Origin of the sequence: Flavobacterium rhizosphaerae (assembly GCF_046000445.1) — a bacterium.
Classification (GTDB): domain Bacteria; phylum Bacteroidota; class Bacteroidia; order Flavobacteriales; family Flavobacteriaceae; genus Flavobacterium; species Flavobacterium rhizosphaerae.
Genome location: NZ_JBELPZ010000008.1, coordinates 80982 through 103130, shown reverse-complemented (window position 1 = coordinate 103130; position 22149 = coordinate 80982). Strand labels below are relative to the sequence as shown.

At 38.3% G+C, this 22149-nt stretch carries 16 protein-coding genes; 10 read left to right on the top strand and 6 right to left on the bottom strand.

Going from position 1 to position 22149, the window contains the following annotated elements:
• Window positions 1-42 precede the first annotated feature (42 nt).
• Complete coding sequence (locus ABS766_RS09420) at window positions 43-1023, bottom strand: Gfo/Idh/MocA family protein (protein WP_408084892.1); 981 nt, start codon at window positions 1021-1023, stop codon at window positions 43-45.
• Between the two features lie 108 nt (window positions 1024-1131).
• On the opposite strand from ABS766_RS09420, the gene ABS766_RS09415 reads away from it, so the two are divergent.
• A complete protein-coding gene (locus ABS766_RS09415; RefSeq protein WP_408084891.1) occupies window positions 1132-1332 on the top strand; it encodes a YqaE/Pmp3 family membrane protein in 201 nt (66 codons plus the stop codon).
• 60 nt (window positions 1333-1392) lie between these two features.
• Here the strand turns inward: ABS766_RS09415 and ABS766_RS09410 are convergent, their stop codons facing one another.
• Window positions 1393-3111, bottom strand: coding sequence for a DUF6029 family protein (locus ABS766_RS09410; protein WP_408084890.1), 1719 nt, complete (start codon window positions 3109-3111; stop codon window positions 1393-1395).
• A gap of 4 nt (window positions 3112-3115) precedes the next feature.
• On the bottom strand, window positions 3116-3592 hold the full coding sequence (locus tag ABS766_RS09405; protein WP_408084889.1) for a TlpA family protein disulfide reductase: 477 nt from the start codon (window positions 3590-3592) through the stop codon (window positions 3116-3118).
• Between the two features lie 296 nt (window positions 3593-3888).
• Between ABS766_RS09405 and ABS766_RS09400 the strand changes: the two genes are divergently transcribed.
• The 3 genes from ABS766_RS09400 (at window position 3889) to ABS766_RS09390 (ending at window position 7377) form a co-directional block, all read left to right on the top strand.
• Window positions 3889-5424 carry a peroxiredoxin family protein gene (locus ABS766_RS09400; RefSeq protein WP_408084888.1) on the top strand — a complete coding sequence of 512 codons (1536 nt, stop codon included), beginning with the start codon at window positions 3889-3891 and terminating at the stop codon, window positions 5422-5424.
• 97 nt (window positions 5425-5521) lie between these two features.
• On the top strand, window positions 5522-6274 hold the full coding sequence (locus tag ABS766_RS09395) for a T9SS type A sorting domain-containing protein (RefSeq protein WP_408084887.1): 753 nt from the start codon (window positions 5522-5524) through the stop codon (window positions 6272-6274).
• A 59-nt stretch (window positions 6275-6333) separates the two neighbouring features.
• Complete coding sequence (locus ABS766_RS09390) at window positions 6334-7377, top strand: Omp28-related outer membrane protein (RefSeq protein WP_408084886.1); 1044 nt, start codon at window positions 6334-6336, stop codon at window positions 7375-7377.
• Between the two features lie 319 nt (window positions 7378-7696).
• Here ABS766_RS09390 and ABS766_RS09385 read toward each other — a convergent pair whose 3' ends face one another.
• A complete protein-coding gene (locus ABS766_RS09385; protein WP_408084885.1) occupies window positions 7697-8890 on the bottom strand; it encodes a glycosyltransferase in 1194 nt (397 codons plus the stop codon).
• Between the two features lie 161 nt (window positions 8891-9051).
• Here ABS766_RS09385 and ABS766_RS09380 point away from each other — a divergent pair, with 161 nt between their 5' ends.
• Genes ABS766_RS09380 through ABS766_RS09370 form a run of 3 tightly spaced genes read left to right on the top strand, consistent with a single transcriptional unit; the run spans window position 9052 to window position 14919 of the window.
• The gene (locus ABS766_RS09380; protein WP_408084884.1) at window positions 9052-12138 is read left to right on the top strand and encodes a hypothetical protein; all 3087 of its coding nucleotides are present in this window, start codon (window positions 9052-9054) and stop codon (window positions 12136-12138) included.
• On the top strand, window positions 12138-13373 hold the full coding sequence (locus tag ABS766_RS09375) for a hypothetical protein (RefSeq protein WP_408084883.1): 1236 nt from the start codon (window positions 12138-12140) through the stop codon (window positions 13371-13373). The genes ABS766_RS09380 and ABS766_RS09375 overlap by 1 nt, the downstream gene beginning before the upstream one ends.
• Window positions 13366-14919: a cellulase family glycosylhydrolase gene (locus ABS766_RS09370; RefSeq protein WP_408084882.1), complete on the top strand. Its 1554-nt coding sequence runs from the start codon at window positions 13366-13368 to the stop codon at window positions 14917-14919. The genes ABS766_RS09375 and ABS766_RS09370 overlap by 8 nt, the downstream gene beginning before the upstream one ends.
• On the opposite strand, the gene ABS766_RS09365 is transcribed toward ABS766_RS09370, so the two are convergent.
• Together ABS766_RS09365 and ABS766_RS09360 are read right to left on the bottom strand one after the other, a co-directional pair.
• Window positions 14902-16104 carry a glycosyltransferase gene (locus ABS766_RS09365; RefSeq protein WP_408084881.1) on the bottom strand — a complete coding sequence of 401 codons (1203 nt, stop codon included), beginning with the start codon at window positions 16102-16104 and terminating at the stop codon, window positions 14902-14904. The two genes, ABS766_RS09370 and ABS766_RS09365, sit on opposite strands and share 18 nt — an antisense overlap.
• Window positions 16105-16181: 77 nt before the next feature.
• Complete coding sequence (locus tag ABS766_RS09360) at window positions 16182-17450, bottom strand: oligosaccharide flippase family protein (RefSeq protein WP_408084880.1); 1269 nt, start codon at window positions 17448-17450, stop codon at window positions 16182-16184.
• A 186-nt stretch (window positions 17451-17636) separates the two neighbouring features.
• On the opposite strand from ABS766_RS09360, the gene ABS766_RS09355 reads away from it, so the two are divergent.
• The 3 genes from ABS766_RS09355 (at window position 17637) to ABS766_RS09345 (ending at window position 22124) form a co-directional block, all read left to right on the top strand.
• A complete protein-coding gene (locus tag ABS766_RS09355; protein WP_408084879.1) occupies window positions 17637-19709 on the top strand; it encodes a tetratricopeptide repeat protein in 2073 nt (690 codons plus the stop codon).
• A 163-nt stretch (window positions 19710-19872) separates the two neighbouring features.
• Complete coding sequence (locus tag ABS766_RS09350) at window positions 19873-21003, top strand: FIST signal transduction protein (RefSeq protein ID WP_408084878.1); 1131 nt, start codon at window positions 19873-19875, stop codon at window positions 21001-21003.
• Window positions 21003-22124 (top strand): sensor histidine kinase, encoded by a 1122-nt coding sequence (locus ABS766_RS09345; RefSeq protein WP_408084877.1) that lies wholly within the window; start codon window positions 21003-21005, stop codon window positions 22122-22124. The genes ABS766_RS09350 and ABS766_RS09345 overlap by 1 nt, the downstream gene beginning before the upstream one ends.
• The last annotated feature ends 25 nt before the right edge of the window (window positions 22125-22149 follow it).

Here is a 22149-nt window from a genome sequence, read left to right as displayed (position 1 = left end):
CTTCGGGTCGCCTTTTTCGGTTTTATATATTTTTATTATTTCTTAGTATATTCCACTAATTACATCCATAACCCAGTTGGTATGCGCCCCTGTATGGCCTGTTGATGGGTGCATTGATTTACCCATAAGGTGGTCCCGCATGTTTTGTACATGGTAAAGCTGAATATTTTCCGGGTGTGCAATATTTAATATTTCTTTGCCCTCTGTATTTTCCAGTACCAAAGGCTCGTCGTCAAACACGGCAAAGTGTATGGTGCCACTACTGCCGTAAATGGTAACGCTATCTTCCCGTTTCCAAGTGCCAAAATTCCACGTTCCTGTGCCTGTTATACCATTTTTATGTGCCCATGCGGCCGATACGGCATCATTAGCGCTATATAACCCCTGTTGGTTCAGGCTTACGCCATTTACTTTTTCAATATCACCAAAAAAGTGAATGAACAGGTCTAAACCGTGGCTTGCCAGGTCATCAAAATACCCCCCGGTGGCTATTTTAGCATCGGTGCGCCAGTTATATTCGCCGGAAATATCAACAGCGGAAGGCGATTTGGTTAAATGCCAGTGGATGTGCCGTACCTCACCAATTTTTTTGCTATCCAGCCATTCCTTTACTTTTAAAAACCGGGGTAAAGACCGGCGGTAATAGGCTACAAACAGCGGAATGTTTTTCTCGTCAAATGCCTCACAAATTGCCAGGCACTCTTCATAGGTTGGTGCCATAGGTTTTTCTATACAGCAGGGTTTACCGGCTTTGGCAACCTTAAGTGCATAATATTTGTGAGTATCGGGTGGGGTGGCTATATAAACAGCATCAATTTGGTCATCGTTAATAAGGGCATCTGCATCATTATACCATTTATCTACTTTATGCCTGTGGGCATAATCGGCGGCTTTGGCTGCATCGCGGCGCATTACTGCTTTAAGCGCAAAACCATCAGTTTTTTGGTAGGCCGGCCCACTTTTTTTCTCGGTTACATCGCCACAACCTATAATGCCCCAACGTACAGGTACTTTTAAATTCATTTTTTTATTGGTTGAATGTTTGGTTAAAGATAAAAAAATCATTTAAAAAGCATGGCTATAGCACTATATGGTTTTGTTTAAATGCAATAAAATAGTAGTTTTACACCCATGAGATACGTAATTGCATTCTTTTTTCCGTGGCTTTCCCTTTTTCTCCAGGGTAAAATTATTTCGGGCATTATATGCCTCATTCTGCAAATTACTCTTATAGGCTGGCTGCCTGCTTTTATATGGGCATATACCTCATTAAACCGTATGTATGCCGATAGGCGTACCCGCAAAGTAGTGCGCGCCATGAAAAGCGCATAAAAAAATCCCTGTAAACTTACAGGGATTAGTATGGTATGGTATTAAACGAAGTGTATAAGTTTAAAAAGCAGTACTTATGTTAAGGGTAAGCCCGGTACTTTCCGGTACATAGCGGCAAACACCGCCCACACATACCAGTCCGCCACGCTGGCGCCCATAATTTAGAGCAATACGTGTAGCACCTATGCGGTAAGCGCCCCCAACATTATAATAATGTGTTTGTTTATCAGGGTCATCATTGCCATAATTGTAAATATCCCAAACGTAAAGAGAATATTTATCATCAAGGTTAAGTTCTAAAGTACCTCCGGCCCAGTTTTTCTTATCAGCATCTGCCCACATGTGTTCGCCTTCCAGCCTTATAGAGCGGCTTGGGGTAAAATTATATGTAGCCTCGGCAGTTACTATATTTGTATTAACCTTGTCGCCACCTTCCTGCCATGTTTTGTTATAATACTGCCTGATATAATAAAAAGCACTATGCCAGCTTTCGGCAAGCTGCTTGCGTATTTCTATATTATAATCGCTGAAATATTTTTCGCCTACGCCAAAAAATTTGGTATCATATTCAGCGGGTGTAAGGCGATAGTCTCCGGGAAGGTTATACCAGTTGGAAAGATTTACAGCTATGTTGGTGCCATATTTTCCGCCCAGTGCTTTGCCCTCTGGTATATCGTAAAAAATATCTATCTGCCCCCCGGTTTCACCGGCTTTCATTATGGTGTTGCTAATAAAATCTACTTTGGTCTGCGCCTGGTACACGTATATGTTTGCCAGGTTGCTGTGGTGCTGTTTGGTAAGGGCAGGGGTAAAGTTAAGTACCCTGTCATTATAATTAAGGCTCGATGAAGTTAAATCAACGGTGACAGGCTCCCTTTCAGAAAGAAATTTAAAATTTTCGGTACGCCTTAACGTGGCATCAATACCAAGCCCCGAGGTACTGTACCCCAAATTTACCAATAGAGCATTACCAGGTTTAACAAAATTGTTGTTAAGCTTGTTTTGTGCATTTAATACACCATCTTTGGTTTTATAACTGTATTCGGCAGATGCATAAAAAGAACTGTGGATAAAATTAAGCCTGCCGCTAAAAGCATTGGTAAGGTCATCAAAAGCAGGATCTGGTATTCTGTTTCGGTCTATCTTTTCATAACGGCCCACATAACTTGCGCCAAAAGCAAGGTCACTCTCCTCAAAACTAAATAGTTTGGAAAGGTTAAACTCAGAGTCAAAACCATAAATGTCGCCTTTTGCTACATCAAACCCGGTACGCTGGCGGCCATATAATGCTGTTAGCCGTATATTGTCGCTGGGCCTGAATATTATTCTGCCCCCACGCAACGCAGTGTTAATGCCAAGCGCCCTGTCTTCCCAAGCGCGCAATAACATTCCGCTGCCAAACTGCTCATAAAAATAACCGGCTGTAAATTCAATTTTACGGGTTTTGTAGCTTGCATACCATGTGGCAAGGTCAGTGCCTTCAAAACCAGGGTTGTAATTAAGCAACGCATGGGGCTCATAGGCTTCTACCTGTACGCCTGCCGAAAAATTGTTAAGCTGGTAATTTACTAAAAGGTAATTGTTAGAGCGTAATGGCTTGCCGTTTATCGGCTCTTCATCCTGGCTAACCCCTGTGCCTTTATCATTCATGTACCATTGGGAGTTAGACTCTAAGCCTCCATAAACTCGCCCGTAATTTTTCTTTTCTATAGTATCATTTTCCTGGGCAAAAAGAGGAGTGCAAACCAGGAAAGACAAACAAAAATATATCTTCTTCATTAAACTAAAGTGTCTTCAGTTTATTATATAGCTCTTTTTCAGCACCCTGGCTGTAACCATTGTGTATATATACTATTTTTTTGTTTTTTACCACAACAGTATAAGGCACATTAGCTATGCTTAACTGCCTTTTAAGGTCCTGGTTGGTATCCAATAATACAGTATAAGGCCATTTTTTACCATTAAGTAGTGGCTTAACGCGTTTTTGAGTACGCGCATCATCAATAGAAACCGCTACAACCTCCATATTAAGCTCTTTAGACCATTTGGCATAATGCTCACTTATAGCATCAAGTTCATTTACGCACGGAACACACCATGTTGCCCAAAAAGAGAATACGTATAATTTATCTTTTTCGCTGAAATCACTTTTAACATTATAGGTTTTATTGTTTTGTGATTTAACGTTTACATTAGGCATTTCCTTTTGTGCGTTGGCGCCAAAGGTTACAAGTAATAATAATAAAAATAGTTTTTTCATAATAGCATTTAAATTTCAAAAATCAGGCCGTAAAATAATGAATGGCAATATTAAAAAAATTTTAAGATTATTTGCTTTTTTTTTAGGTAAAAATATAACTCTATAGGGCTTGTAGGATTATAATAATCACAATGTTACGCTTATTAACGTGTTTTTTAAACAAAAAAAACAACAAAATCTTGTGGAGTGTATTTTTTTAAAACATTTTTACTGAATTTTTTTCTCATAACGTTTTTTTTACATAATTTTCGCCCACAGATTTAAAAAAAATTCTATTAAACTTAAAACTTGTATAAATGAAAAAAAATCTACTTACGGCATTATTTGCCTTTGCTTTTATTACGGCAAGTGCTCAGGTACAAGGTGATAATAATTCTCTTGCGGACGGATCTAATGCTCCTGATTTTACAGCCGTAGATATTAACGGCAACACGCATTCTTTATATGCTGATTATCTTGACCAGGGTAAAAGTGTAGTGATAGACTTTTCTGCTACATGGTGCGGACCATGCTGGAATTACCACCAAACACATGCTATGGCTGATTTTTATGAGGCTTACGGGCCAGACGGATCTGATGAAGCTATGGTGTTTTTTATTGAAGGGGATATTGTAAATACTAACCTTGAAAATATTTATGGTGAACAAGGGCCGATAGCCCCAAGCCAGGGTAACTGGACTATAGGAAGCCCGTACCCTATAATTGAAGATACTGAAGAGCTAAATCTTGGTGCGGCATCTAACTATGATGTAGATTATTTTCCTACTATGTATACCATTTGTGCCAATACAAAAACTACAATGAAGGCAGACCAGAAAACGGCTGCTCAGTTAAGGACAGCAATTAATGAATGCCAGACACTTGTAGGGGTGCCTAACCACGGGCAACTTTCTATAGTTTCTACTGCAACTACTACTTTTGTAGATAATGCAATAAGAATTTGTGCAGATGGAGAGATGAAAAATATAGCCACTAAGCTAAAAAACTTTGGTAATAACAATATTACTTCGGCTACTGTTGTGGTTAAAGAAAATGGTACTGTTGTGGGTACTAAAGAATATACAGGTAACCTTGCCCAGTTTGCCAATGCACCTACAGTTACTGTTGAAGGTGTAGCACTTCATGAAGGGCTTACTTATACCATAGAGGTTGCTGATATTAATGGCGAAGTGCCTTTTAATACAGATCTTACTGTTGCTGAGTTTGAAGTTGTGGAGGCTGACGAAAGCAATAACAATATTTTAGTTGAGTGCTATACAGATAGCTACCCGGCTGAAATATCTTGGGAAATTAAAAACAGCGCTGGTACAGTTGTAGCTTATGGCGGTAACTACCAGGGTAATGGTGGCAACTCAGGAGGCGCTGATGCTAATACTGTTAAATCTTATGGATATGAACTTGAAGGTGATATGGATTGCTATACTGTAGTATTTAAAGATTCTTATGGCGACGGATGGTCATTAGGTACACAGGAATTTATAGGTTTAAAAATAACTTCAACACAGGGTGTTGTTTATGAGTATGCTCCGGGCAACTTTGGAACTTCTCTTACTGTAAAGTCTGCGTTTAAAACAACAGGTGTACTTAGTACTCCGGATGTAGCCACTAAGAAATTTGCTATATATCCTAACCCATCAACAGGTATCTTTAACTTTACAACTTCAGAAGCTGTAGATGTAACGGTTATAGATCTTACAGGTAAAGTGGTGTATACTGCACAAGGCCTTAATGATGGTGCAAGCATTAACCTTGGTAACCTTCAAAAAGGTATATACATAGCACATGTTAAAGGTGCTACTACACAAACAAATGAAAAATTGGTTATAGAATAGATAACCTTAATAAAATATATCATAAAGAGCTATCGGGGTCATGCAGTTCCCCGATAGCATTTTTACTTAATAAACTGCATGAATTAATTTTACTATCATGAAAAAAATTATTTTACTTGCAGCCTTTGCTTTAGGCTTTGCAGCACAGGCTCAAATTTTAGTACAGGGAAAAAATGGTGAGGAAATTACAGATGGGTATGTATATACCAGCACTAGCCTGAGTTTATTAGAGCAGGGGTCTAAACTCCCTATTTTAGTTACAAACCAGGGCGATGAAACTATTTATGTACAGCTAAGGATGGATGGACTGGAGAACGCTACCAACCATCAGGATAAAATACAGTTTTGTTTTCAGGGCTTTTGTTATTACAATGTTACAGTGGGTGAAGTAGCCCCGTCTAATTCTCAAATTGGCGCTAGCCCTATATTGGCAGGTGAAACAAATAATACTGCCGACCATTTTCAGAGTATTTATGAGGGTGATGTTGAAGGCCAACCGGTAAAGTTTCATATGTCTTTAATTCAGGTTAATTCTGAGGGGGTACTTATTGATGAGATAGTAAGCTTTACTTTTCAGTATATGCCCACAGCTTCTGTAAATGATTTTGCAGCGCTGCAAAATATTGGTATAACACTAAAAAATACTGTGGTTAAAAACCAGTTAGATGTAACAGCTAATGTTGCTGCTACACTACAATTGTTTACTATTAACGGAGAGCTTGTAAAAACTGTAGCTATTGACAATGGCGCACAAGCTATAGACCTTTCAGGCCTTGCAGCTTCTGTATATGTAGCACGCTTTACTACTGCAGAAAACAAGATGTCGCAGGTAAGGATTGTTAAAAACTAAAACATTATACTATTTTACAGTAAATTAGGTTATATCTTAACTCTAATACACTATATTAAATGAAAAAGTACTTTATACTGCTTTTATTAGCTTCACTTTTTATTCCCGGCTGTTCGTCTGACTATACTATTTTAGACTCTATTGGTAGTATAAACCTTACAGCAGACAACTCTAACAAAGTAGTTGGTGAAACTATTACATTCACTGTTAAAGATGATGGAGGCCAAGATATTACGGAAGATGCTGTATTGTATGTTGATGGTTCGCCTATAGATGGCAATACTTTTTCTTCAAACGAGCTTGGATCTCATGAAGTAATAGCAAATTTTTCGGGTGTTGAAAGCTTGCCCTTAACTATTACATTTGGCGATCCGGCAGAAGTAAACTTTGTTAAGCGGCTGTTGGTAGAAGATTATACCGGCACATGGTGTGGCTTTTGCCCCAGGGTAGCGTATGCCGTTGAGCAGCTTAACGAACAAACTGACAAAGCAGTGATAGTAGCTATACACAGGCCAAGCAGTAATGTTTCCAGTATTAATTACGACCCGTATAATTATGATACCTCAGTAGTTGAAGATATTATAAACGTACCGAGTTATCCGAAAGGCATGCTTAACCGTATGACACAATGGACTTTTCCTGAACCGGCTAACCTGGCACAGGCCATAGCACTTACACAGGGTGAAAATCCTAAGCTGGGCCTTGCCTTAAAGCCTGTTGTTAACGGAAGCACTATTGATTTGGAAGTTGATGTAAAGTTCAGTAAAAATTTTACAGGCCTTAAATTGGTAGTATATATATTGGAAAATGGCCTTATTTATGAGCAGCATAATTATACCGAGTATTATAATGATGTAGATGTTATTGAAGATTATGAACATAACCATGTATTACGCTCATGCCTTACGCCATTGTTAGGAGAAGCTATCTCTAATACAACTATAGGGAATACTTTTACTAAATCATTTAGTGTAAGCATGCCGGCATCTGTGGAAAATAGTGCAAATATTGAGTTTGTTGCTTTTGTAATTGATGCAGCTGGCAATGCCCTTAATGTAAGGAAAGCAGTAGCTGGTGAAAATCAGGATTTTGAAGAACTATAATAGTATGTTTATTCAATATAGTAAGAGGTTGCCAAATGGCAACCTCTTTTTTTTATGCCTGTAAGTACTTTAATATATATTAATGGTTACACAAGTAGGTTTGGTTTAATTTGTTGAGGCAAATCAATCTTATGAAACTCTTTAAAACCCAATATTATATAGCCATTCCTCCGAATAATTTTTAGTAGTAAGGCTAAAAAAAGAGAGGCTTTAAAAAAGCCCCTCTACTTAAAACCAACCAACCAATTAAAAAAATTAAATTATACGATTTAGTTCATAACCAATAGCTTAGAGTAATTAATTAAGCCGGGTTACATAATTACCTGTAATGAAATGCGATTTGCCCAATTTGTCCCAGTATTTTAAAAGAATCTTTAAAAGAAAGTTTAGATCCATCAGCATGTACCCATCTTTTGAGTGGCAATTCACATAGTTTCTTTTTAGCTTCTTCACTACCATATATTTTTTTCATTCTCATATAAACCTCTACATCAAACAACCATTTAGTTAAAAACTTCCTGCTGAAAAGCGGTTCTACCATTTCTCTGGTTACAACTTTTGCGCCGCACTGTGTATCCCTAAACTGCATACCCAGGGTTTTGCGTATAATAAGATTAATAGCTTTGCTTATTATCTGCCGGGCTGATTCTTTTGCAATGTTTGCGCCCATACGTTGTATGCGAGAACCACTTACAATAGTATATTCTGATTTTCGTATAGTAGACACCAGGTCGCTAAAATCATCAAAATTGGTAGAAAGGTCGGCATCTAAAAAACCAATATAGTCAAATTGTTTTTGCTTCGCCAGGTGTAGCATTCCCTGTCTTACTGCCTCTGCTTTACCACCATTTTTTTTGCAGTTATATACACTTATCCTTCCTTCATAACCTTTTTTAAGTTCTTTTAGCGCTTTTAAGGTATTGTCTGTACTGCCGTCATTTACAAAACACAGGTGATACCCCAGGTTTGTGTTTACAAATTTTCTGAATTCGTCACTTAATAGTCTTTTCTCTTCATTATAGCAGGGTATTACCACCCCTACACAGGTATCCTGAATGTATTGTTGTTTTATAGTTGTATGTTTTTTAATTACTGTATTTTCTTCAGATCCTATAAGTCGTTTTACCCTTAGGGTAATTTCTGTAAGGCTGAGCGGTTTTTTCATATAATCATTGGCGCCAAGTTCAAAGCCTTCCTCAATAATATGCTCATCTACGTTACCGGATAATATCATAACCGGTGTTTTATGCCTTCTCTCATTACGGATGTACTGCAATACCCTTAAACCGGCAGCTGTTTCATTTAGTATAATGGTGGCATTGCGGTCGCCATGCCTTTCCGGTACTATGGGTAAGTTAATGTCAGATATAACAAGGTCGGGTTGAAATTCGTCATACAGGTCTAAGGCATCTAAAACATTTTCAGAACATTTAACTTCATATCCTAAATCGGATAGTGATTTTTGTAACGACAGTAATACCAGCTGTTGATCGTCAATTACCTGAATTTTCATAATTTAAATTTTTTAGTTGGACATGAGACAAATGTATTACTGATTTACAGTGGTTTGCCTCGTTTTTAGATTAATGTCGTTTTACTTTCGGTGAATGGACAGTTTGTATAGTTGCATTATTTAACAATTTATTACCTTTACTTATATTGTTTGTAAATATTGTGAGAGAAACCACCAATAAATACCTTATTGCCGCACTCCTGATAGGAGTAGTGTTTCATTCCGCATTGATTTTCTTTACGTTAGAAAACACGTACGATGCGCTTATCCATCTTTTTTTTGGGAATCACTATGCCCATAACTGGTTTGAAAACTGGAATTACAGTTGGTATACTGGCTTTACGGTAATGGGGTATCCTCCTTTGGTGCATCAGGCCATTGGTGCACTTTCTTATATAGGTGGTCTAAAGTTTGGCTTGTTTACCGTGGCCATTATTGCCATTATTTTATTTATAACAGGTGTTTTCCGCTTTACACTTATCATTACGGGCAACCGTACAGTAGCGGGTTATGCGGCTTTGTTGGCGGTTTTTTCATCATCTTTTGTAGAAACCCTGCACATTTTTGGGCAATTGCCCAGCATTATAGGTATATCTGTATTAATGCATGCCTTACCCGAAATTTATTTATGGATACGTACTGGCAGAAAGCACTACCTGTTTACCAGCCTCTCTTTAATAGCAGTTACCGTTACCTCACACCATGTAACACCCATTTTTGGTATGGTGTTTTTTATTTTTCCTCTATTGGGTATGGCCGTTATGGATACGGCACGGGATAGTGTAAACAGTTATAAACAAGTTACACTTAAGCTATTTATACAAACATTATTTTCACGTATTTGGCGTATAGTGTTTTTTGGGGGTGGCTCGCTTTTACTTATAATTGTATGCATATTTCCATACTGGATCAACTCAAAACAGAATCCTATTACGCAGGTACCTATACCTCATGGCAGCCGCGATAATTTTTTAGAAGTAAGCTCATCGGGGCTGGTGTTTTTTTTAATTCCGTGGGGCATACTGCTGTTTTTATTGCCTTATATTTTTTATCGGTACTACAGTAAGCGATACATTTTTTTTGGACTCTCACTTACTTTGCTAACTATATTAGGTACGGGAGGTACTACATCTATACCTAGAAAAATATTAGGTGATAATGCTTTTAATATATTAACCTTAGACCGGTTTACCCTTTGGGCATCAATAATCAGCCTGCCTATTGCAGGTGAGTTTGTATACAGGCTTGCCGAGGGCGACCTTAAAGCTGCATTGCAAAAACGATTCGGGTCGGTATATACGCGCCTGGTGTCAGCAGTATTTGTAACTGCCTTTTTGTTTTTTGCACTTTTTACCATTAGCCTGGGATACTTCAGGCCATTTCAGCCGCAAAAAATAAACATGCTGCCTATAGTTAACTTTCTTAACCAGGACCAGCACGATAAATGGCGGTTTTTACCCTTGGGGTTTGGCGACCAGATGGCCTACCTTTCTACCATGACAAATGCCATGACGGTAGACGGCAACTACCACTCGGCCCGCAGGCTGCCTGAGCTTACATCCCGGGCGGTTGAACGACTGGAAAATTCAAAATTTAGGGGTATGGAAGGCATAGGTTCGCTGCAGCAGTTTTTAACGGTGCCCGAAAAATATAACCTGAAATACGTTTTTTCTAACGATAAGTTTTATGACCCTATACTGTATTTTTGTGGCTGGCACCGGCTTACGCAACTGGAAAATGGTATAATGGTATGGGAAAAGCTTAATGTACAACCTATGCCTAATGTGCTGCCCAGAGAAGAAGCCGCATTACCCTTAAAGCTTATGTGGGGCATTATACCCCTGCTTACAGTAGTAATTGCTTTTATGCTTAATATACAGATGATTTGGGTACAGGCATTAAAACTTAAAGTGCTGCCACTTCCTGATTTTTTTAAATTTGGCGTTACCTATGGTAACTATCCACGCAAATTGATGACTATTACACGGCTGTGGGTGTTTTTTCTTATACTGGTAACCTGCTGGGGATTATACCGCATTTATATGTATACTGCAGACCAGATAAGCCCCGAAAATGTAGTTAGGGCCTATTATAACGATTTGGATTTTAAAAAATTTGAGGAAGCACATGCATTGATAGTGCCTGATAAGAATTATCCGCTTTCGCAATACCTGTTAGAAATTTCGGTGTCAGATGGTATTATAAACTCTTACGGTAAGCTGGATGCCATTACAATAGACATACCTTTTAAAGATAAAAATACAGCTACTGTAAAAGCCAAAACCAAATGGATTACACCGTTGGAAATTATTTCTAAAGAATATGTGCATCAGGTAAAAAAAATAAAAGGTAAATGGTACATAATACCCGAAGAAAAAGACCCTGATATTCCGCCTGACCAGTTTTTTTCTGAAAATGTAACACAATATTATAACCACGGGCGCAGGAGGGTAACTACACAGCAAACGTATCATGAAGATGTGCTAAAGCAACCGGTATTAGAAATATTAACCGCCAAGCTTGTTTCTTACAAAGGGGAATATATGGTTATTGGCGAAATACAAAATATAGATAATGTGCCGGCCGATGTAGTGTTAAACGCAACACTATTTAATAATACTAATGAGAAGCTGGCATCATTTAATGCAAAATATGTAATAAAGCATAAGTTGTTGCCAAAAGAAGTTACCGCCTTCCGCGTTAATTTTGAAAATATAGCCTGGCTTGATACGGCTTCGGCCAAGCCGGAAACCTTTAACCCTCATGAATATACCCCGTTGGAGATACAAGACATCCCAGCAACGTTTACCATACAAAGTGCAGGCAATGTGGCTACAAAAGATTTATACAATGGGGTATCGCTCTCCGGGCTTAAAATTTCAGGAGATACCCTTTATGGAAGCTTATTTAATTTCGGCCTTAAAGAAGTTACTGTTCCCGAAGTTGTAATTTCATATTACGATAATAATAAGGAACTGCTGTATATAGATCATACTTTTATACGCGAGGGGGTGAGTATCCAGCGTAGCCAGGGGTTTGAGTATCATTTAAAAGATATTTCCAGAGTACAAATATTGGATAACTCCCTAGAAAATTGTTTTGTTAACGGTCTTAAAAATACTGAGATAGCCCGGGATGAAATACCCAAACGTATAATGGGGCATCAAAATAGCGAACTACAGCCGGTAAACGGAAAAGGTTTTTCGTATATTAAAATTGAAATTAACAACTATATAGGCAACCCTTAATGGTTAAACGGGTAACAATAATAGTGGCATTGGTAATAGTTGGCGTTATTTTTGGCGCTACTGCTGTTTTGCCTAAACTAAAAAATGGTACTACACCGCAAACAGCTATATTAGGTGGCCTTAAAAAAACATATATAGCGGGGGAACCTATTGTTTTTAATTTTAAGGCTAATACACAGACCGAAACTTCGCTGTTGCTTAAGTCATCGTATGCTACGCTGCTTTTATCTGCCGTAAAAAAAGGCGATACCCTTACCTTTACGGCCCCTGCGTTTTTTTACAGAAAAACAGGAAAAGTAATTTGGAAACTTATTGCCGAAAATACTGCTATTGTAACCGGAGCATTTGAAATTATTCCCCAAAAACAAACGGCACAGATAGAAAATTACCTGGGCCCGCGCAGCATGCCGGTGGGAGATGGACATCATACTATGATGGTAGCCATACCTGAGGATATGTATGGTAACCCAATGCCCGATAGCACAGCTACAACTATAAGCAACCAGTTTTTAGACAAAATAGCGTATTATGATTTGCCCACGCAGGATTTTATATCGTGGAAGCGGTTATATGCCCCCGAAAAATCAGGCAAGATGCTCACTTCGGTAAAATGTGGCGCAATGGAAACTAACGAAACCGAAACTGATGTATACCCCGCACCGCCCGAAGCTTTTACCATTACTTTTAGCCGCAACCATGCCTTTGCCGATGGGAACCAGCTTACCACACTTACCACATCTGTATTACAGGATAAATTTGGCAACATAGTTACCGATGGAACTATGGTTTATTTTAAAATGACCACAAAAGAAAATATAAAACTCGAAACATTTGGCGCTACGGTAAATGGTATAGCAGCAGGAAAATTTCTTGCCCCCGATCATGAAGATATTTACAATGTTACTGCGTATGTTACCGGTATGGCAGAAAGTAATTCAATTAATATTAGTTATAAACCAGTACCGGTAGATATACCGTATATTTTTAATGTACGTGAAAGAAGCCTGAAGATAGGCAGGGTAAGCAGTTTTATGGGACAAGTAGTACCAGAGGGCACTGTAGTTACGGTAAAATTATATGATAAGCAAAAGCAGTGTGGTACCTTTACGGGATATACTACTAATGGAGTAGCTGCATTTAACCTTCCGAAAAAGGAATATGCCCTAAAACAATACACCGTTATAATAAGCGTATTAGGCAAATCTGTAAAAACTGAAATACACCTTAATGAGTAAAATCAACAATAAAAATATATACCGGGCAACGCTTATAGTAACTTTTATACTTATAAACGTACTGCTGCTTTTTGGGCTGGGTAAAGTGTTGGGATACCTCAACACAGGGGCAGACCGCAGCAGCATGCTGCATTTAGAAAAAGAAAGTGTAAATACTTACCTGCCAAAAGTAAACTGGAGCAGCCTCGAAAATCCGGGACGTGAAATGGAAGCACAAACCCTTGTGTCCTTGGAAAATGATTATCTGCTGTCATGGTATGTAAAAAATAAAGCGCTGCAAAGTAGCCTTAAAGAAGGGATAGCAGATTTTTATACTGATAGCGCCCGTGTAAACCTTTACAGGCTTATTGATTTTAATGCCAAAAACAAAGTGCATATAGATGGAACTACCCTGAAACATAACCCCGCACTTGAATTTTACAGTGAAGATGGGCAATTAGTTGTTTTTACTGACAGGAATGTGGTAGAATATCAGAAAATATATACTAATAATACCTTAGTTGCTAAGGTACAGGATACTGCTACCTATAAAGTAATGATGATGCTTGAAGATGGCTTTTGGAGGGTTAGGCATATAAAATATATGGATAAGGTGAATCTTGCTGATTCTGTTGTTCACGTTAATAAAGTATATACAGTACAGGGTAAAGAAATTTTGAAGAATGGTAAAAAATTTACCGTAAAGGGTATTAATTACTATCCAAAAAATGCAGCATGGGATATGTTTGGAGAAAAATTTTCTGTCGATACCATTTCTGCCGACTTTGATATTATAAAAGGGGCAGGGCTTAATACAGTACGCATATTTGTACCTTATGAAGGTTTCGGCAAAGCTGATGTAGATAAAACCAAGCTGGCCCAATTAGGCAAAGTTTTAAAGCTTGCAGAAGAAAAGGGCCTTGCCGTAGTGGTTACCCTTTTTGATTTTTATGGAGATTACACACCGGAATCCTGGACATTGACACACCGCCATGCGGAAAAGATTGTAAGCCGTTTTAAAGACAGTAAAGCTTTGCTGGCCTGGGATGTAAAAAACGAACCCGACCTTGATTTTAAGTCCCGCGATAGAGACAATGTTACCGACTGGCTTAAAACTATGGTGCCGCTTATAAAAGAGTGGGACCCTAACCATTTGGTTACCATAGGGTGGTCTGATATAGATGAGGCAACAACCCTGCAGGATAAGGTAGATTATATATCATACCATTATTACCGGGATATTAATGAGTTTGAAGAAAAGATAGCAAAACTGGAGGCTAAAACAAGTAAGCCGGTAGTATTAGAGGAGTTTGGCGTGTCATCTTACCGGGGCTTTTGGAACTGGTTTGGTACTAATGAAAAGGGCCAGGCCGATTACCATAAAAAAATGCAAGCTGTTTTTAAAAGAAAGCAGCTTGCATTTATATCATGGACGTTGTATGATTTTCCTGAGGTACCCGTTCGTGTAGTAGGTAAAAAACCCTGGGTACGTAAAAAACAGGAAGAATTTGGTTTTATAGATGTAAATGGTAATAAAAAACCATCTTACTTATATATTTCCTACTAAAGACTCTCCTGCAAATTGCGGCTGTAGTGCACGGAAGTATTCTACATATTTCAGGGCTATATTATTCATAGAAAGTGCGCCGGCTGCCCTGTAATTTGTCATGGCAATTTCTCTCCTGTAAGCATCGTTTTGCAGTATTTTTTCTATAGCATCAGCCATAGATTCTACAGAGCCGGGTATAAAAAATTCCCCTTTATACCCTTCATCTTTTACAAGGCAGGCCAAATCGCCAATATCCGGCATTACCACAGCCCTGCCATAGCTGCCTGCCTGGTGCAGCACACCAGAGCTGCCTGTTGTAGAGGTGTAGGGAAATACTACTACAGAGCTGTCTGTAAATATACGTTCAACTTCATGCTCTTCAACATATCCGGTAAAGGTAATGCCTTTTACATGGGCATATTTTTCCTTAACGGCATCAAGGTATCCGGGCGTGTTAGGGCTATCGGTACCGGCAATAACAACTTCAATATCATCACAGCCTTTTTTACGTAGCAATTCAGCTGCCTCTATCATGGTTTCTACTTTTTTATAGGTGCCGAATTTTCCAAAAGCCATAATTTTTTTTGATCCTTGCGGTATGCTAAAATCTATTTGTTTTACGGTTTCAAACGTTCCGTGAGGTACCAAAACTACATTTTTAGCATTATATTTCTGGTTTAAAATCTCAACATATTTATTTATGGTTACGGCAACTACATTACCTTTTAACAAACACCTTGTTAGAGTAGTGCCTATAAAGCTATAAATATTTTTCAGTATTCTGCTTTTAGAGAAACCCGCCTGTTCAAGGTCTACAGTTTCCATAATATTGTGTAGCAAAACAACTGTTTTAACGCCTGATATGCGTAGCAGTAAGGGTAGCAAAAGCCCCATGGCTGCGGGTATTTTTTTATCGCCAAATTTTACAAACTGCAGGTTAAAAAACAATACCTCGGGTTTTTCTTTAGATACAGCCGATATAATTTTAAACATAGATTTGTAGCTGTTAAACTCCCAGCACTCATTTACTTTTACCTTATCACTGTTTTCAAAATCCAGCTGTTTAGGTTCTTTAGTTTTATCGGCAAGTAATACAAGTTCTGTTATCTCGTCTTGATTTACAAAATGTTTTACAAGGTGGTAACCATATTCATTTAATGTTACTTTGCTTGGCGGAAATGCTGTTACAACTGCTATTTTCATGGTATAAATTTTTTTGTTATGATGTAAAATTATGGGTATAAGGAGCTGTGCTTTAGTTTATTTCGGCTAAATGCAGCTTAGTTTCGGTGGATGTTTCTCCTGTTTTGGTAAAAGAAATAACCCAGTTGAAAAAACAACAGGCAAACCATAGCCAGAATTTGCATTACAACCACCTGTTGTAATGAATTGTGGTAAAAAATAATGAGGGCAATTTGGGTAAGCCCTAGTACGGCAGAGATTATAACCGGTATATATTGCCCCAGGGAGAGAAAGTAGTAGGCAAAAATGTTAGCTATGGCAAAAACCGATGTTGCCAGCGCATACTGCCATAACAGCGGTGCAATACCTACATACTGCGCGCCAAACATAAGTTTAACCACTGTTACAGGAAAAAGAAAAGCCCCCAGTACAATGCAGGCTGATAGCCCGGCAATAAAGGCAACATATTTCATTAGTATGCTGCGGGTATCCAGCCCTTCTTTTTTCAGCCGGATAACTTTTGGCAGCATGAGCATTACAAACATCCAGGCAACAAAATATACCACCCTGCCTATTAAAGCCAGGGAAGCATATAAACCGGCCTGCTCACTTTCAAAATAATGCTTTACTAATAATATATCACTGTTGTTAATTATAATCTGCGTAAGCTCATAAAAGGCAGTTACTGCAAAAAATGAGAGTATGGGTGTAGTTTTAAATCCGCTTACTTTAAAGATTTGTGCGTTTATGACTACTTTTTTCTGTAAAGGCATCAGGCCAAAAACAAGGGAAATGGTAATACCGCCTGCTACAATCAAAGACGGGTTTATAAAATGCAGGGTATAGAGCAGGGCAAAGGTTATGGCAAGCCTGCTAAACATTTCCAGTTGGTAAGTAACCGATAGTTTTTTAAAATCTTCACGCCCCTGGTACACCCCGCGGTTAACACTCATTATAAAATAAAGGGGCAGCCCGGCGCCAAAAATTACAAACATAAGTGCCGATTCTGTATGGAAAATGTTTTCCAGCGATTGGCTAAAGGCTACAATAGCCAGGCCTGATATGGTACCTGCCCACAGGGCTATTTTAGATATGAATTTTAAAAAAGCAAAATAGGTGCGACCGGAGTAGAGCACCGAGAATTTAGCGGTAACAATCTGAAACGTCATGCCTATAAAGGATAGTATAAGCAACAGGGTAATTAGCAATGCTGCTTCTGCAAAAGCAGCGGGCCCAAGCAGGCGTCCCAGTACCAGGTTATACAGGTAATTACCTGCATTTACAAGTAATATTGCTGCAAAAAAAGTTTGCTCTGCCGATAACTTTTTAATGGTTAACCATGCGTTTTGTGTAGCTTTTGCAATCATAATCAGTAATTTTTTAGTGGATTTAAATGCTTACTTTTTTTCCTTTACAGAAAAAGATCTGATGCAAAGATTGTCTCATTACCAGCCAAATGGCTTTTCTTTTCGTTGAAGTGCAATTTACTGTAGGTGAATTATGTGAGGTTAATGTTTAACTTGCAGTACATAGAAATCCAAGATCAATTGCTAATGACTACATTAAAAAAAACACTGTTTTTTGTTCTTATTTTATTTGTTTGTAAAGCCAGCGCACAAAACATGCAGGAAGGTTTTACTTACCTTGAACAAGGCAAATTTGACAGAGCCGAAACCTTTTTTGAAAACATTTTAAAAGAATACCCCACAAATAAAACGGCAAAACTTTGTTATGCCAGGGCATTGGGCCTTAACGGAAATCCCGGACAGGCTAAAAACCTGTTTATGCAAATGCTGAATGATTATCCTGGAGATTTTGAAATTGAGCTTAATTATGCCGAATCATTATTATGGAATAAAAATTACGAAGCGGCCAAAACCTATTATGGCACCTTGGTGGCAAAACAGCCGGAGAGTTTTCCGGCACTGTTGGGCTATGCCAATACATTTTCTAATTTAAAAGAATATCCCGAAGCATTGGAGTATGTAAATAAGGCTTTAGAAGTTTCTCCCGGCAATGCAAATGCCATGACTTCCAGAAAATATATACGCCTTGGCTATGCCTATACATTAACGCAGCAACAGCAATACACCGCGGCATTAGAAATGCTTGACCAAAACCTTATTGATTTTCCTGCAGATAAAGATACCCTGCTAAACAAAGCCAATATATACCTTATAATTAAGCAGGGGCAAAAAGCCAAACAGGCTTATTTTGAAATGGCCAAAACTCTTGCCGACAGTATTACGGCTATTAACGGTGCTGCACTGGCAGAACATATAGACCATAAAGAGAAAAAAGCATTGCAATGGTCTGAGTTGGCTGTAAGCAAAGCATCAGTTTTAAATGACAGCCTGCTTTTAAAATCTGCCACAGAGCGTTACATACAGGCGTTAATATGGAATAAGCAATATAAAAATGCAGAGAGAGCCATTAATGCACTTGCAACCCAATATCCGGATGATAGCAGCGTTATGGCCATATGGGCAACCCTGGGCATGTACCGTAGTGATTTTAACCAGAGTGTTACCAATTATACCCGTATACTGCAAAAAGATACTACCTCTTTTGATGGTAACCTGGGCATTGCCAATGCTTATTTTGCACAGGGAAAGCATGATAGTGCATATGTAGCCGTAGACAGGACATTAAAAATATTTGAAAACCAAAAAGATGCAGTTACCTTTTTAAATAAGCTGCATAATACCTATTCGCCAAGCATTGAGGAGCATGCCGGATATTCATATGATAATGGAAAAAATAAAGCATGGTTTACAGGCATTACAGTAAACTTACCTGCAAGCTTGCGGTGGTCTTTCTCTGCTATGTACAAGCATAGGGAAACAAAAAATGAAACCACCGGCAGGGCAGCAAATTCTAACGATTATGCCATGGGTACCAGTTATAAACTTCATCCGTTGGCAAGTTTTAATGTAGTACTGGGCACCACGCATGTAACCTCTTCTATAACCAACTACACACAGGTGCTGGCACAGGCTTTTATTAAGACCAAGCCTTTTAAACTGCAAGATGCAGAATTGGGGTATAAAAGGGATATACAAAACTTTAATGCCGACCTGGTAAACCGCGAAATTACCGCAGATAATATATACCTTAATTATAATGTAGGCTCTAACGTTAATCTGGGCTGGTTTACACAGTATTATTATACAAGTCAGTCAGACGGTAATAAGCGTAACCTGCTGTTTACATCATTATATTACAATTTCCTGTCAAGGCCGGTACTTAAAGGCGGTATAAATTACCAGTATATTGCATTTAATGAGCGCAGAGCCGAAGTATATTTTAGTCCGTTACGATTCAATCTGGTTGAAGTATTTACAGATTTTTTACGGGATGAAAACGGCATAGACGGCAAAGGGGTGTTTTATAACGTAAATGCTGCCGGGGGGTATCAGTTTATAGAAGATAATAAAAAACAGGGTACCTACAGGTTTCAGGGTAAAATAGGCTACAAGTTTTCCGGCCGCTTTGTGGCCAGCGCTTATGCGTTGCATAGTAATATTGCTTCTACTACTGCAGCTGGGTTTACCTATACCGAACTGGGTATACGGTTAAAGTGGGTAATTACTTCTAAACCTGTTTTTTACAAGCAAAACATTTAAAAATAAATAAATAGGAGTAATGTGTTTAACTATTGAAAATTACCGTTGAACGATACAAACGTTTATCCTGCCGAAGGTAATAAGCTTATGTTTGGCATACTGTTTACTTTTGAGGTTATTTTTTGTACATGAAAGAAGGTTAAATCAATAAAAAAAAGCGAAAATGAAAATTGTACAAGCATTTATAAATAAAAACAAAAAGTGGTTTTATGCCACTGAAAAAGTACTCCTTAACAATCCACTGGTACTTGTTTTTGGTGAACGGGAATTATTGGAAGAAAGTGATACTATTGACAATATAAGAGCAGAGTTTCCGTATGAACATATTGTTTTCGGATCCAGCGCAGGCGAGATTTTTGGCACTACAATAATAGAAAATTCTATAACCGTAGTAGCAGTAGAGTTTGAAAAAACGTCGTTTGTAGTAAAAACAGCAAACATACTTGATTATAATAAAAACACAGAAGAGGCCGCTGCTTTTTTAAGCAGCCAGATGCCACAAGAAGGGCTTAAGCATTTACTTATAATATCAGAAGGCAGCTTTATCAGCGGGAGCAATTTAATAAGGGGGCTCCAGAAAAACGTTAATACTGCCATACCTATAACCGGTGGCCTTTGTGGCGATGGCAGTAAATTTGAAAAAACAATAGTGTCATACAAAGAAAACCCAAAAGAGGGAGAGATTGCACTTATAGGCCTGTATGGAGAGAGCCTTGAAGTAAGTTTTTCTACCTATTGCAGTTTTATACCTTTTGGCCCTAACAGGATTATTACAAAATCTGAAGGCAATACAGTATATGAAATTGACGGGCAGCCTGCACTCGATCTTTATAAAAAGTATTTAGGCGAAAAGGCCGATGAGCCCCAGTTTACACTTTTATACCCGCTCCATACAATTGTGCCCGGCAAAAGTGAGGGTGTTGTAAGAACCATACTCTCTGTAGATAATGACAAAAATGCTATGATTTTTGCCGATGAAATGATTCAGGGGTCAAAAGTGCAGCTTATGATGGTATCTCAGGATGCAATAATAGAAGGCGCAGACAGAGCGGCAAAAATTGCCATGGACAACCGTAAAGATAAGCCGCAACTTGTTTTTGTAGTAAGTTGTATAGGGCGAAAGCTTATAATGGCACAACGGGTTGAGGAAGAAGTAGAACAGGTTGCAGAAATAGTGGGTAAAGGCGTGGCATTGGCCGGATTTTACTCTTACGGAGAAATAAGTCCATCTTCAAAAGAGCAACTTTGCGAACTGCATAATGAAACCATGGCACTAACTTTAATTAGTGAATAATGAACTCGTTGTTAAAAAGGCAGGTAAAAAAATTCTTAAATACCGAAGATGGTGGTATGGAATTATTTTTAGAGGCAGTAAATCAGTCATACGCTGATTACAATGACCAAATTGCTTTATTGCAGCGGGCTATGAAACTGAGCTCTGATGAACTTTTTGCCGCCAACCAAAAACTAATTAAAGAAGCAGAGAGCCTTAAAGAAGTGAACCATAACCTTGAGTTTATATTAAACTCTATGAGACATGAAAAAGATGCTGCCCGCGATGATAAATTTAATGCAACGGCTTATATAAAAGAGCAATCGGCAAAAATTGTAGAAATTAACCATCAACGCGAAACGCTGCTGGCAAGCCTTGAAAAACAAAACGAGGAACTTAATGAATATGCCCATGTGGTATCTCATGACCTTAAATCGCCGCTTAGAAACATCAATACCCTTATAAATTGGATATTTGAAGATAAAGAAACAAAACTCAGCCCTGATAGTAAAGACCTGCTTGATAAAACACTTTTTAATATGGAAAGGATGGACCTGCTGGTAAAGGGCATATTAGAATACTCCAGCATTGACAGGCTTGAATCTGAAAATAGGGTAATTGATTTTAATTATGTAGTTGATGAGATTAAGCAGACTATAGCATTGCCCGAAAACATAACCCTTACGGTAAAAACATCTATGCCGAAACTTTACGGCAATTTTTACCGTTACAGGCAATTGCTACAAAATCTTATTGATAATGCTATAAAGTTTAACGATAAAGAATGTGGCTATATAGAAGTTGGTTGCCAGGAGTTAACTGATGATTATAAGTTTTATGTAAAAGATAATGGCGTAGGTATACCTGATGCCTACTTCCATAAGATATTTAAAATATTTACCCGCTTAGACAATACTGACCAGTCATCTGGCATTGGGCTGTCTATTGTGAAAAAGATACTTAACTTTTATGGCGGTAAAATATGGCTCGAAAGCGTTCTGGGCGAGGGTACCACCTTTTATTTTACCCTGCCCAAAAAAGCACAAAACCCTCTTTGGCAGAAACCTGAAATGCAGGTAGTAAAGGGTTTAATGTGTTCGCCGACAGATAACGGTAACTCACCCCACAAAGAAACAGCCTAAACGAAAAGAACTAAAACAGTCTGTT